At 31.1% G+C, this 14277-nt stretch carries 15 protein-coding genes; 6 read left to right on the top strand and 9 right to left on the bottom strand.

Annotated features, from left to right (window positions below; all coding sequences use genetic code 11):
- Positions 1-12 precede the first annotated feature (12 nt).
- Entirely contained in the window at positions 13-2136 is a 2124-nt protein-coding gene (locus tag ACQ629_RS08485; RefSeq protein ID WP_483704072.1) for a M13 family metallopeptidase, read from the top strand.
- Between the two features lie 263 nt (positions 2137-2399).
- Entirely contained in the window at positions 2400-3332 is a 933-nt protein-coding gene (locus ACQ629_RS08480) for an ABC transporter ATP-binding protein (RefSeq protein ID WP_483707188.1), read from the top strand.
- Positions 3333-3515: 183 nt separating this feature from the next.
- On the opposite strand, the gene ACQ629_RS08475 is transcribed toward ACQ629_RS08480, so the two are convergent.
- The 9 genes from ACQ629_RS08475 to ACQ629_RS08435 all read right to left on the bottom strand — a co-directional run bounded on the left by ACQ629_RS08475 (position 3516) and on the right by ACQ629_RS08435 (position 10643).
- Complete coding sequence (locus ACQ629_RS08475; protein WP_483704070.1) at positions 3516-3965, bottom strand: 3-oxoacyl-ACP synthase; 450 nt, start codon at positions 3963-3965, stop codon at positions 3516-3518.
- Positions 3955-4527 carry a 4'-phosphopantetheinyl transferase family protein gene (locus tag ACQ629_RS08470; RefSeq protein WP_483704068.1) on the bottom strand — a complete coding sequence of 191 codons (573 nt, stop codon included), beginning with the start codon at positions 4525-4527 and terminating at the stop codon, positions 3955-3957. The genes ACQ629_RS08475 and ACQ629_RS08470 overlap by 11 nt, the downstream gene beginning before the upstream one ends.
- Positions 4520-4771: an acyl carrier protein gene (locus ACQ629_RS08465; RefSeq protein ID WP_483704066.1), complete on the bottom strand. Its 252-nt coding sequence runs from the start codon at positions 4769-4771 to the stop codon at positions 4520-4522. Before ACQ629_RS08465 ends, ACQ629_RS08470 begins: the two co-directional genes overlap by 8 nt.
- 1 nt (position 4772) lies before the next feature.
- Complete coding sequence (locus tag ACQ629_RS08460; protein ID WP_483704064.1) at positions 4773-6047, bottom strand: beta-ketoacyl-[acyl-carrier-protein] synthase family protein; 1275 nt, start codon at positions 6045-6047, stop codon at positions 4773-4775.
- A gap of 55 nt (positions 6048-6102) precedes the next feature.
- Positions 6103-6543 (bottom strand): 3-hydroxyacyl-ACP dehydratase FabZ family protein, encoded by a 441-nt coding sequence (locus tag ACQ629_RS08455; protein WP_483704062.1) that lies wholly within the window; start codon positions 6541-6543, stop codon positions 6103-6105.
- Positions 6544-6606: 63 nt separating this feature from the next.
- A complete protein-coding gene (locus ACQ629_RS08450; RefSeq protein ID WP_483704060.1) occupies positions 6607-7659 on the bottom strand; it encodes a type III polyketide synthase in 1053 nt (350 codons plus the stop codon).
- Positions 7660-8370, bottom strand: a complete 711-nt coding sequence (locus ACQ629_RS08445) for a methyltransferase domain-containing protein (protein WP_483704058.1) — start codon at positions 8368-8370, stop codon at positions 7660-7662.
- Positions 8367-9533, bottom strand: coding sequence for an NAD(P)/FAD-dependent oxidoreductase (locus ACQ629_RS08440; RefSeq protein ID WP_483704056.1), 1167 nt, complete (start codon positions 9531-9533; stop codon positions 8367-8369). Before ACQ629_RS08440 ends, ACQ629_RS08445 begins: the two co-directional genes overlap by 4 nt.
- Positions 9534-10643 (bottom strand): NAD(P)/FAD-dependent oxidoreductase, encoded by a 1110-nt coding sequence (locus tag ACQ629_RS08435; protein ID WP_483707186.1) that lies wholly within the window; start codon positions 10641-10643, stop codon positions 9534-9536.
- A 76-nt stretch (positions 10644-10719) separates the two neighbouring features.
- Between ACQ629_RS08435 and ACQ629_RS08430 the strand changes: the two genes are divergently transcribed.
- From ACQ629_RS08430 to ACQ629_RS08415, 4 genes are all read left to right on the top strand, one after another.
- Positions 10720-11205, top strand: a complete 486-nt coding sequence (locus tag ACQ629_RS08430; protein WP_483704054.1) for a hypothetical protein — start codon at positions 10720-10722, stop codon at positions 11203-11205.
- An 83-nt stretch (positions 11206-11288) separates the two neighbouring features.
- Complete coding sequence (locus ACQ629_RS08425; RefSeq protein ID WP_483704052.1) at positions 11289-12194, top strand: hypothetical protein; 906 nt, start codon at positions 11289-11291, stop codon at positions 12192-12194.
- Between the two features lie 130 nt (positions 12195-12324).
- Positions 12325-13080 (top strand): SDR family NAD(P)-dependent oxidoreductase, encoded by a 756-nt coding sequence (locus ACQ629_RS08420; protein WP_483704050.1) that lies wholly within the window; start codon positions 12325-12327, stop codon positions 13078-13080.
- A gap of 3 nt (positions 13081-13083) precedes the next feature.
- Complete coding sequence (locus tag ACQ629_RS08415) at positions 13084-14223, top strand: DUF5929 domain-containing protein (RefSeq protein ID WP_483704048.1); 1140 nt, start codon at positions 13084-13086, stop codon at positions 14221-14223.
- The last annotated feature ends 54 nt before the right edge of the window (positions 14224-14277 follow it).

Raw genomic sequence — 14277 nt, 5'->3', positions numbered from 1 at the left:
AAATTAAACACAATGAAAACCATTCACAAAATGCTGTTTACTACCGCAGTCGCTTCTATAGCAATTGCTTCGTGTAAAACAGAAAAACAACCTGAAGATAAATCTCAAGGAATTATTATCGAAAACATGGATACTTCTGTTAAACCAACAGATGACTTTTTTAGATACGTAAACGGAACTTGGATGGATAAAACCGAAATTCCTGCTGATAGAACTTCTTGGGGTGGTTTTGGTGAATTACGTAAAAAAACGGATGCTGACGTATTGGTTATTTTAAATGATGCTATTCAAGAAAGAGATTTTCCAAAAGTAAAAGACGCTGAAGGAAATGAAATAGATTCTGATCAAGAAAAAGCAGTAAACTATTACGAAGCTATAATGGATACTGTTGCTAGAAACAAGCAAGGTACCGAGCCAATTAAGCCTTTTTTAGCTAAAATTGAAGAAATTAAAACTAAAAAAGATGTAGAAAACTATATTACAAACATGGCACCTTATGGTGGTGGTGGTTTTTATGGTTTTGGTGTATATAACGATTTAAAAAACAGTAGCCAATATGCAGGTTATATGGGTGCAGGTGGTTTAGGTTTATCTCGTGATTATTACGTAGATGAAAAAGTTGCCGATAAATTAGCTAAATATCAAGAATTTGTTGCCAAGTCGTTAATGACTTTTGGTGATGATGAAGCTACCGCTAAAAAGAATGCAGCTACTATTGTTGCTTTCGAAAAAAGCTTAGCTGAACCAATGATGACTAAAGAAGAGCGTAGAGATACACGTAAAATGTATAACCCTATGACAGTTGCCGAATTAACTGAACTAGCTCCTGCAATCGATTGGGCCGCTCATTTAAAAGGAATTGGTGTTAACATAGTTAACAAAGACAACGGTGATTTAAAAGGAGCTCCTGCTGGTAGTATTGATAAAATAATTGTTACCGATCTTGGATACTTCAAAGCATTAAGCGGAATTTTAGATGCTCGTTCTGTAGAAGATATTAAATTATTATTTCGTTGGAGTACAATTAACAATTCATTAGGTTTATTATCTACCGATTTAGAAACTGCTAATTGGGAGTTTTACAGCAAAGAAATGCGCGGTGCAAAGCAACAACGTCCAAGAAACGAACGTGCTTTAGGTAATTTAAATGGTGCTGTTGGTGAGGCTTTAGGTAAGTTATATGTTGATAAAATGTTTCCGCCAGAAGCAAAAGCAAAAGCAGAAGAAATGATCGACAATGTAATGTTAGGTTTCGAAAAGCGTATTGCTGGTTTAGAGTGGATGAGTGCTGAAACAAAAACAAAAGCATTAGAAAAATTACACAAATTAACTGTTAAAATTGCTTATCCTGATGTTTGGAAAGACTATTCTGAATTACAAGTAAAAGGATTAAAAGATGGTGGTTCTTACTTCGAAAACGCTAAAAACGTTACTAAGTGGAACTATAATAAAAACATGGAAAAACTAGGAAAAGCAGTAGACAGAACAGAATGGGGAATGTCTCCGCAAACTGTAAATGCTTACTTTAATCCTGTAAACAACGAAATCGTTTTTCCTGCTGCAATTTTACAACCTCCTTTTTATGATTATAAAGCGGATGAAGCTGTAAATTATGGTGGTATCGGAGCAGTAATTGGTCATGAAATCTCTCATAGTTTTGATGATTCTGGTGCTCGTTTTGACGGTGACGGAAACCTTAAAAACTGGTGGACAGAACAAGATTCTGAAAAATTTGCTACTATTGGTAAGCAATTAGTAAAACAATACAGTGATATTATTGCAATCGATAGCATGCACTTAAACGGTGAATTTACTTTAGGTGAAAATATTGGTGATTTAGGTGGTGTACAAGCTGCTTATGAAGGGTTACAGATTTTCTTAGAAAAGAACGGAAAACCTGCCGATATTGATGGGTATACTGCTAACCAACGTTTTTTCCTTTCTTGGGGAACAATATGGAGAACAAAAATGCGTGATGAAGCTTTAAAGAACTTAATCATGACAGATACACACGCTCCTGGTCAATACAGAGCGTATATGCCACTTAAAAACGTTGATGCTTTCTATGAGGCTTTTGATGTTAAAGAAGGTGATGAAATGTATTTAAAACCAGAAGAAAGAGTTAGAATCTGGTAGACACGAAGTGTCTTTAAGTATTAAAATTAGTTCGTAAATAATTAATTTTAAAATGATAAAACCGATACAGCAATGTATCGGTTTTTTTATTACTGCAATTTAGAGTCATTTAATAAAAATAACCCAATTATAACAAGAAGTTGGGCGTTACCACAAGTGGTCGCGCTTTTACTACTCGCTTTTTTTTCATGCTTCTAAAAAGAGCTCAAACAAACCGTTCAATCGCTAACGCAAAAAACAATAGAAACTCTATTTTTGCAAGTATGTTACAAGTAAACAACATTTCGTTTTCTTATATTAAAGAAAAAACAACACTTAAAAACATCAATTTCACTTTACAAAAAGGGGAACATGTATGTATTATGGGAAAAAGTGGTTGCGGAAAATCAACTTTGTTAAAAATTATTTACGGCTTGTTAGATGTTGACAAAGGAAACATCTATTGGAATGATTTTCAAGTCTTAGGTCCTGCTCATTATTTAGTTCCCGGTATCGATATTTTTAAATACGTTGCGCAAGATTTCGATTTAATGCCTTATACTTCCGTTAGTGAAAACATTAAAAAATTTCTGTCTCGTTTTTATCCCGAAGAAGCACAACAAAGAACAAATGAGTTATTAGAAGTAATAGAAATGACGGAATTTGCCAACGTAAAGGTTAAAAACTTAAGCGGTGGACAACAACAACGTGTTGCAATTGCACGCGCCTTAGCTAAAGAACCGGAGTTATTATTACTAGATGAGCCTTTCGGCCAAATAGATAATTTTAAAAAGAATTCGCTTAGTAGAAACTTATTTACCTACTTAAAAGAAAAAAACATTACTTGTATTATAGCCACTCACGATGGTAATGATACACTTTCTTTTGCCGATAAAATGATTGTTATTAAAGACCATGAAATAATAGCAAATGAAATACCTAAGAGCTTATATAAAAACCCTGAGTTAAAATATATTGCCGCTTTATTTGATGATGTGAATGAAATTAAAATCGATAATGAAGAAATATTATTATACCCACATCAAATAGAAGTTATTGAAGAATCAATGCACAAAGCTTTGGTTCTAAAAACTTATTTTAAGGGGAGTTATTGGCTTATTGAAGCCGAATACAACGAACAAACTATTTTTTTTAACCATTCGGAAACTATTGAAATAAAAAAAACAGTTTCATTAGAATTTAATGAAACTGCTTAACCAATAATAACTATCTCTTAATTAATTATTACGTAATTATTTTAAATGTTTTAAATTTGGTTTAAAAAATACACTTTTATCTAAAAAAGATAAAAGTGTACAGTAATACTTCTTTTTCTATGAAGGGATAGCAACCTTTATTGTATTATAAACAAGTATGTTACATTATACCCTACTTCATTATCAGAAAATTTCTTTTATTCTTTGTTCCATATTATTAAATATAAAAATATCTCCTGCTTTTTTACCTAACAGCATGCTTCCTACCGGAGAAGAGACTGAAATAGCAAAATAAGTTTTGTCTTTAATTATAAGCTGTCCGGAGCTAATACTTAAAAAAAAGCATGCTTTATTTGTTTTTACTACACTTCCTAAATGTGCAATTTCAGAAATTTTTTCAATATTAATTTTAGACAGCGTTTCTTTCATTTTTCTGATTCCGCTAAGCTGTTGGCTAGCTTTTTCCATCTCTAATTGCAGCATTGCTCTACCCGTTTCATGTTTATCTCCGGCCGAACTTTTAGTTTCAGATTGTAACGCATTTTTGTTGGACGAAATTATTTCTTCTACCGTTTGTAAACGTCTGTTTACAAACGCTTCACATTGTTTAAAAAGTGCTGTTTTAATATTCATTTTCTAAGGTAAATGCATATGCTTCATAATTTCCATGATGCGAAATTGAACATGAATTAGTAAGTAATTTTTCTTTGTAGTAATACAAAGGAGCCCCAACAATGGTTTTTCTTTTTTCTATTTCTTTAAACGAAAAAGCTGTTTTCTTTTCAAGAGTTTTTCTTACCACTGTATTTACTGTGTTTGGTAAACAAATAGCTGATGTAATTACCACTCCATTCTTTACATCATCAGCAATCGTATGAATATAAAAAGAATTTAAAGAAGTAGTCGTGTAAAATTTATTGTCTTCAAAAATAACAAACCCTTTTTCTTTTGAAGTTAATGTACATTGAAATTTTTTAGGTGCAAAAAAACGTTTTTTAACTTTTTGTGTATAACATTTATAGGCTGCTTCTTTCATACTCCAAAACAACCAAACTTTTAAAAACGGATTTTCAGAAGCTAAAATTTCACTTTGCTCTTTTTGGGTGAATTGTTTCTCTAAAAAACCTTTTCGTTGCCAATTACTTTGAATTTTTGCAAGGCCTAAATCAACAATGTCATTGCCAATATTATACATTCATTTTTGTTTGAATAATTGCAACTGTTTCTTTTACAGAAAGCATTTTTTCCATAGAATCATTATCTATCTCTATCTTAAACTCATCTTCTACATCTAAAATAATATCTACTAAATTTGCCGAATTTATTTCTAAGTCCTTAATAAAATCGGTGTTTTCATTGATGTTCTTAAAACCTTTTTCATTTTGAACATAGGGTTTTACAATCGTTGTTAACTTTACTATAATTTCTTCTTTTGTCATTTTATTTTGAATATTTTTTAAAGATAACACAAGCGTTTACATCACCAAAGCCAAAACTTGCTTTTGCAAGTATATTTATATCTTTATGTATAATTTTTGTTGGTATTTTTTCTTTAGAAATAAGTGTTAAAATTTCTGGATGTACATCTTCGCAATTAATATTAGGAAACACAAATTGTTCTTTAATTTGCAAAACAGCTGCTACAATTTCTATTGCACCAGAAGCCGCCAAACAATGACCAACCATCGATTTTAAAGAGTTTATGTAAGGAAAATCAGTTCCTTTTCTTTGTAAAGCTTTGCTCCAGTTTTCTATTTCTAAACTATCTTTTGATGTTGCTGTTAAATGGCCGTTTATAACATCAATTTTATCAGATGCTATATTTGAATCTAATAAAGCATCAGTAATACATTTCTGTACAGCTTCGGCATTTGGGGCTGTTAAAGTTCCGCCGTTTCGTTGCCCGCCAGAGTTTATATTTCCGCCTAAAACTTCTGCATAAATGGTTGCGTTTCTCGCTAATGCACTTTCTAAAGATTCTAAAACTAAGGCTCCTGCTCCACTTCCTGGCACAAAGCCTGCTGCAGTTTCACTCATTGGTCTCGAACCTTTTTCTGGCGTTTCGTTATGCTTGTAAGACATTACTCGCATTGCATCAAATCCTCCCCAAGTATACAAACTACTATCGCTTGAACTACCAACCAACATTCGTTTTGCTTTTCCGTTTTTAATGCGCTCAAAACCCAATAACAAAGCCTCTGTTCCTGTTGTACACGCCGACGAATTTGTAGTAACTTGGTTACCTAAACCTAAAATTCCGCCTAAATATGCAGAAATTCCGCTTGCCATTGTTTGTACCACAGAAGTACTTCCTAATCGTCTTACTTTCTGATCATCAATTTTATAGATTGCTTCTCTAAATTTTTCAATTCCCGAGGTTCCTGTACCGAATATTAAACCAGTATCATAATCTAAATTTGAGTTTTCATCCACAGAAAAACCAGCATCTTTCCAGGCATCAATTCCTGCCATACATCCATATAAAATAGAAGTACTATTAAAGCCTCGTAATTGCAAAGCCGTTAAATATGTTGCTTTTTTTTCTTCAGAAACAGTAGGAATTCCACCAATACAACAAGAAAAACCTTTATCTTTTAAATGTTGATGAAATGTAATTCCGGATTTCCCCTTTTTTATTGCGCTCGAGAATTCTTGCAAACCAACGCCATTGGGTGCAACAACTCCTAAACCTGTAATTACGACTCTATTTTTCATGTTTAAAACTTCTAAATAAGACCTCACAGGTTTTAAAAACCTGTGAGGTCTGTTCTCAAATTACTAACATTCCCGAAATAGTTCCTCTACAAACCAATTCATTTTTAGAATTTATCATTTTTACTTTGCACTTTAACTTATTGAATCTAAAAAATTCTTTCACTGAAATTACGGTTACTTTTTCGTTTGGTAACACTGGTAAATAAAAATCAACCTGATTAGAAGTTAATGCAATTTGTGGTTTTTTATCTGATGCTAAAATTTCATCTTTTAGTAAATAAATACCCAAACAAACAACTCCTATTTGTGCCATCGTTTCTGTTAAAATAACACCTGGAGTAATCGGATTTCCTTTAAAATGACCTTCATAAAAAAATGCATCTTCTTTAAATGTATAATTTCCAGTAACTCCGTTTTCTGTAATTTCGGTGAGTTCATCAACAAACAAAAAAGGTTCTTGATATGGTAGGTTTTTTATGATTTCTGTTTGATTCATTTGTTACGTTTAACAGACCTCACAGGTTTTTAAAACCTGTGAGGTCTTGTGAATTCTATAAAATTACCACTCCAATAAAATACGTTGCGCAGAAAAACCCGGGCCAAAACTCAACATTAAACCTCTTTCTCCTTTTGCTGGGTTCCTGTCCATAAAACGCTCTAAAACATACAAAACTGTTGCGCTAGACATATTACCATACAAACGTAAAACTTCTTTTGTATCGTCTATATTTTTACCTAATACACCGAATAAATCTTCTACCGTTTGTACAATTTTCTTTCCTCCTGGATGAAAAATTAAGTGGTCTACATCATCAATCGTTAAATTATTTCGTTCTAAAAAAGGATGAATTATTGCAGGGAAATGATCTGAAATTTTCTTCGGAACTTCCTTATCTAAAATCATTTGTAAACCTGTATTTACCAATTTAAAACCCATCATAGAAGTCGCATCGTAAAAATGATACATAGCTTCATCTACAATTTTAGGCCCTTCATCCTCATCATAAGAAGACAAAATAACTGCCGAAGCTCCATCACCAAAAATAGCCGCACTTACAATGTTCGTCATCGAATAATCATCTAACTGAAAAGTTGCTGTAGGCGCCTCCACAGCAATTACAACTGCTCTTTTATTAGGGTTTGCCTTTAAAAAATTCTTGGCATATATAATACCTGAAACTCCCGCTGCACAACCCATTTCTGTAACCGGTAAACGCACAATATCTTGTTTCATTTGTAAAGAATTAATCAAATATGCATCCATAGACGGAATCATAATTCCTGTGCAACTTACCGTAATTATATAATCGATATCTGTTGCTTTTAAATTTGCTTTATGCAATGATTTTGTAAGTGATTGCTCTGCTAACTTTACAACTTCTCTTACGTAAATAGCATTTTTTTCTTCGAAAGATGTGGCTACAAAAACTTCTTCAGGGTTCATGATTGAATACCGTTTATCTACTGCTGCTCCTTCGAAAAGTTTGATTACTTTTCGCTGAAAACGTTCATCCTGATCTTGCATCCACGTTTTTACAAAAGGAATAATATCTTTTGTTTCTCTATAATATTGTGGCAATTGTTTTGCTACAGCTGTTATTTTTACTGCCATTTATTTTTGTATTATCCATTGAAAACGGAATGCCCATTTCCAAGAAATTTGTGGTTTTACATTTATTTTTTCTGAGATTCTAACCAAATCTTTTCGTTTGAAACCTCTTAAAACAGAAATTAATCCGTCGTTGATAATCATTTTATTTTTGATAAAAACTGATAATAGTAAAAACAAATAATACGCCAATTTATGACGATGTAAATCGTTTACAATTATTGCTTTTTTAGTGTGTTTTAAAGTATCTGATAAGAAAGAAACCAATTGCGGTTCTTTAAAATGATGCAAAAACAAGGTTGCTAAAACAATATCGAATTCTCTTTTTTTAAAATCATCAGAAAAAATATCTTCAGTTTTAAAAACCAACTCTGCATATTCTGTTGATAATTCATTCGCGTATTCTATTGCAGTAGCATTTGCATCTACACCAATCAATTTCATTTTATAGCCATTTTTTCTTCCGAATTTGGCTACATCACGTAAAATATCTCCATGCCCACAACCAATATCAGCGATAACGATTTCTATATTTTTAGGATGATTTTTTAATACTTTTTTTAATGCATTAACCGTTACCAAGTTTCCGCCTAGCCAACGGTTTATATTTTCTAACTTATCTAAAACATCGCGTAATAAATCACCACCAATAGAAAAATCATCCATCATCTCTTCTTGATCAGTTCTGTATTTTGTGCTGATAAAAAAACTCATTTTATTTTTATTGGTTTACCATGTGTTTGCTTAATTATTATGGGTACTAAAAAAGGTAATTTCTTTAAAGTTTTAAGTAAAATTTCTGCAACCTTATCTTTTCTAAATAACATCGCAATAAAGTGACCTACTTTTAAACGCATTTTAAAGTTTTTATTCCATTCTCTAATGTATTGTTTTTCAAGGTCATTTCTTGACGAAAGTTTACCGTTTAAGTAATTTAGAGTGAGTTTAGATGCAATTTGTGCACTTTGAATAGCCATACTCATACCATTTCCGCATAAAGGGTGAATCATTCCCGCAGAATCACCACACATAATAAGGTGGTTTTCTATTGGTTTTTTGGTTTCAAATGAAACCTGACTAATTGTTAACGGTTTTTCGAATACTGGTGTTGTTGTTTTAAATATCTCTTTTAAATATTGATTTTTAAAAACAACTTGTTCTTGAAAATCTTCTATGCTTTTATATTTTTTAAAAGATGAAAAACTAGTAATATAACATAAATTAATTACATTATTTTCTACTTTAGAAACCCCACAGTAACCACCTTTAAAATTATGAAGTGCTACTAAATTTTGCTCAAAATTCCCTTTTACATGAATTTTAACACCTAAATAAGGTGATTTTTTTTGAATAAAATCACGTTCCATTTTTACATCTAATAAAGAACGTTTTCCGAAAGCACCAATAGCAATTTTTGAGGTAAACGTTTTATTTTCTTTTGTTGCTACATGAAAAATATCTTCAGAAAAATTGATATTTAGTACTTGATCTTGTAAAATTATAACGCCATTTTCTTTGGCTTTTTCTGATAAAATAAAATCGAATTGATAACGTGAAATTCCGAATCCTCCTAAAGGTAATTTAGCCGAAATAACTTTATTCTTTGTTGTTGATAGCTTAAAATCCGTAATATTAACTGCACCAAAATCAAACGGATTTATACCTAAAAACTCTAAATACGGCAAAACTTCGTTAGAAATATATTCGCCACAAACTTTATGTTTTGGATACCTGTTTTTTTCAATCAGTAAAACTTTTTTACCAAATTTAGATAAATGTATTGCGTTGCATAAACCCGCTAAACCTCCTCCAATAATAATTACATCTGCAGTTAAATTGCTTTTTTTGTGATTAATATTGTCGTTGTTATTTTTCATTTATTTTATTAATTCTGCTAATTTTTTTCCTACCAAACTACCAATAGCAATTCCCATACCGCCTAAACGAACTCCGCAAAAAACATTATTTGATAGTTGTTTTACAATTGCTTTTTTCTGATTTCCAACGCCCATAATTCCGCTCCATCGATGTTCAATTTCGAAATTAGTATTAGGTAAAATGGTTGTTTTTAAAATTTCTTCTAATTTATTCTGAATAAGAGCTGTTTCTCCAAATTCAGCAGTCTCTTCCGCTTTAAAATCGAGATTTCTTCCGCCGCCAAACAAAACTCTATCATCAATATTTCTGAAATAGTAATACCCTTTGTCTAAATGAAAAGTTCCTTTAATATGAAGATTTTTTATAGGTTTTGTAATTAATACTTGTGCCCTTGCCGGTTGTACGTTTTCATTGAGTAATTGGTTTGCAAATCCGTTAGTGGCAATTAATAATTTATTGGTGGAAAAGCAAATTTGATTGGTTTGTATAGCTACTTTATTCCCAATTTCTTCAAAATTTTTAACGGTAATATTATTTAAAATTTTTATATCACTTTGCTGAATTACTTGAAGTAGCTGCGCTACCATTTTACCGGTATCAATTTGTCCTTCAAACTGATTGGTTATATAATTTTTATGAACATTATGAAACTCAAAAAAATTGTTATCAACCTTAAAAACATCCGAAGAAAAAAGTGGCTTTAATAATTGATTAATCCTATTTTTTTCAGCCAAGCATTCTTCATAAAAATCGGAATCATTAAATAACTCATAACCTTTATTTTGCTGAAAATCGATGGTGGTATCGCCCAAGGTTTTTCGTAATAAGTGTAAACCTTTCCATCTTTTTTCTACCAAATTAAAAACCTCTTCTTCACTGTGTGTTTTTAAATCATCAATTAATTCAGATAAACTACCAAAACACGCAAAACCCGCATTTTTAGTACTTGCGCCTTGTGGTAACATGCCTTTTTCTAAAATTATTATTTTAGCTTTTGGATGTGTTTTTTTTAAGGCCAATGCACAATTTAAACCTACAATTCCGCTACCAACAATGGTGAAATCAACATTTGTAAACCATTCCTTTAATTCCCAATAACTGTAATTCAACATCTTAATATCTATATATATTTGTACCTTGGCACACTACTTGAACATTTAAATTTAAACAATAAAAAGTAATATTATGAAGTTATTCGGAATCTTAATTTTGGCACTAAGCTTTACACAGTGTGCAAGCGTAAAATTAGAATCAAATCCTCCTTTTACGGTTAACACCGCATCTTACGCTCATATTACTGGTGGTTTACCTGGTAACAACACACTTAATTTAATGATTGAATTTACAGCAAGTAAAACTATCAATTTTAAAAAAGTATACTTTCAAGACAGAATTGTAAGTGCTGTAATTGAACAAAAACAAGATAAAAATTACATTGCTGCTCGTTATAAAACCTCAACAGGTGAAGATAAAAAAGACTTAGTTTTAAATGCTGATCCTGAAAAAGAATATGGAAATACCGCAAAAACTAAAGAGGAAATCCCTTTTAAACTAAAAGAAAATGAAGCCGTAGTTAGCTACAAAATAGGTGATAAACTTTATTATTATAAAATTGAAAATATTATAAAATTGAAAAGAGTTTTTATGCCCTCGGCAAAACCTCAAAACTAACAAAAAACACCTCAAATGAGGTGTTTTTTGTTTTTGGCACGTAATTTGAAAACTACATAAGTATAATATTAAATCATACGCTTATGAAACGTCTAAAATTACTCTTCTTATATATTGCCGCAGGTGTAACATTAACATCTTGTACGGTACAGGATACTGATTTTTCGTTAAACGAATATGTATCTAGTTACGATTTATGGTATATAGATTATCATAGAACAACTGGTACAGGCGATGTTCCTTTTTTATCAAAAGCCTTTACAGTGTCTTTTTTAAACGGAACCATGTATGCAAATAATAATATTGTTGATATTGGTAAAACCGGAAATGGTCTTGGAATTGCTGTTGGAAATTATGGTACTTACAGAACCGTTTTAGAAACCGATCACGATCTTGATGGACGTTATGATTTTGATGTCGTTCAACTTTCAGAAGATGAAATTAGAATTGATGATTTATCGCAAAACGTAAGTTATTATTTAATTGGTTATCAAAAAAATAATTTTAATTATGATAAGTTATTTTATGAAAACATAGAATACTTTTTACAAGAGTATATTGCTTGGGAAAGAACCGATGAAAATGGAGGTGTTCCAAATACATTTGATGAGGAAAATTACTTACAGTTTACACCTGAAAACGACGTAACATTTAAGTCTTCTCACGATTCATTTGGCACGAATATTGATTACATAAAATGGGACTATGTAGGTGGTTATAAAGTAGCCAATATAGCAGGTTATAGCGACTTAAAACTTTTAACACTTAATTATGATGGTGGCGATACTGAAAGGTTTGAATTAAGCGTTATAAATGATGAAAGGATACAATTATTTCACCTAGGTTCTGAAACAACGTACACTTTTTCTGGTAGAGGATTTGTACAGTATTTAAAAAATGAAAAAACAATAAAACCAACTGTAAGGAATAGCGGTAGAAAACGTACTAAAGTACAACGTGAAACAGTTGATAGAAAATATTTAAAATAAAGTTTGGTTAGTTGATTTTTGGTTGGGGTAGTAGCCAACTAAAAGAAACCGCTCTAGAAGTAGAGCGGTTTTTCTTTGTTTAAAATATTCGTTTTACATAAAATATTTTACCTTTATAAAAAACAAAAACATGCAACAAACCGCTTTAATTACAGGAGCAACTTCTGGTATTGGTAAAGCAACCGCTATACTATTTGCTAAAAACAACATAAACCTTATTATTTGTGGAAGACGCGCTGAGAAACTTAAAGAACTTAAACAAGAATTATCAACTTTAACAAAAGTACAAACGCTACAATTTGATGTTCGTTATAAAGACGAAGTACAAAAAGCCATTGGTAGTTTACCTGATGAATTTAAACATGTTGATATTTTAATTAACAATGCGGGTAATGCACACGGATTAAGTAGTATTCAGGAAGGAAGTATTGATGATTGGGATGCCATGATTGATGGAAACGTAAAAGGTTTATTATATGTTTCAAAAGCTATAATTCCGCAAATGGTGGATAGAAATAACGGTTTTATTCTCAATATCGGCTCTATTGCTAGTAAAGAAGTGTATCCGAACGGAAATGTGTATTGTGCCTCAAAATTTGCCGTAGATGCTTTAAATAAAGGAATGCGTATTGATTTAAACAAACATAATGTTCGTGTTTCGGCAATTCATCCCGGTTTGGTAGAAACCGAATTTTCAGACGTTCGTTTTAAAGGAGATCACGATAGAGCAAAAACAGTATATCAGGGTTATAAAGCTTTACAGCCCGAAGATATTGCCGATATTATTTATTTCGTTATCAGTAGGCCATATCACGTAAATATTGAAGACTTAGTGGTATACCCTACCGCACAAGCAACCGCATCAATTATAAATAAAAATGCATAAGCTGTGATTAACAAACGTCTTTTAATTAAAAACTTACTTTCTCATAACGACGAGAATAGTTTTTTTGATAAAAAGCAAAAATTATCACTACAAAATAAAGAAGGAAAAGCTAAGTTTATAAAACATATTTGTGCATTATCTAATTCAAACCCTACCAATAACTCTTATATAGTTATTGGTATAGAGGATGAAAAAAATAAAATTTTAGGAGTCGATTTTTACGATGATAGTAAAATTCAAAACTTAGTAAATGCTTATTTAAACAATCCACCAAAAATAGAATATGAAAATGTACCTTTTCCTAGTTTACCACGCCATAAAGTAATCGGCTTGGTAACTATTTATCCGAATAATGAAACTACTTCATTTTTAAAAAATATTTGGAAGTATCGTAAAGGCACCGTTTTTTTTCGCAGAGGAAGCAATTCAATGCCTACGGATAAAAACTTTACATTTAATGAGGTAAATACTACTATTGTTGAAGCTATAGAAAAAAATGCCAGTAATAATATTCAATTAACACTCGACGGAGTTTTCGATTTTATTAACAATCACAAACCTACATACAATCCACAATACAAAGTTTTTAACGAACAATTTGTGGTGTGTTGGGCTGGTAAAAAGAAGGTAATTAATAATGAAGAATTTTATACTCGAGTTGATATTGAATTGATAAACGAGCAGATTCGTTTGTTTTTTTCGGCCTTAGATGATGTTCAAATTAGCCATAACGAGCAATCTTTTATTATTACCGAGTATATCGTTTTAGGTATTGATAAAAGTGAAAAACATTATCCGTTAGAAAAAACAATTATTCATTTTAAAGAGAATGGGAAACACGATATTGTTACCCAATTTTTATTTGAAGCACCACAATATGATAAAACTATTTTACATCATATTTATAATAACAACAAGGCTATTATTAGTAAAATAGAAAAAAATATACCACTCTCTGATACTGAAAACCTAGCTGTTTTAAAATTACCAACTACGTATTTAATTTGCTATTTAAATGGGTTTACACAGGCAATTTATCAACTTAAAAAAGTGAAAAATTACATTAAAAACTTAACTGATAAAACAACTTATATAAAATACAAAGAAGCAATGCGTGTGCTACGTAAAGTTAGGTATAGTTAAAAGATATTATTCTCGTTTATATATAGTTTATTAGTAAGCTAGTCATAGTTTAGT

The organism is Tenacibaculum sp. SM2510 (genome assembly GCF_057002845.1).
This window is presented reverse-complemented; position numbering and strand designations above follow the sequence as displayed.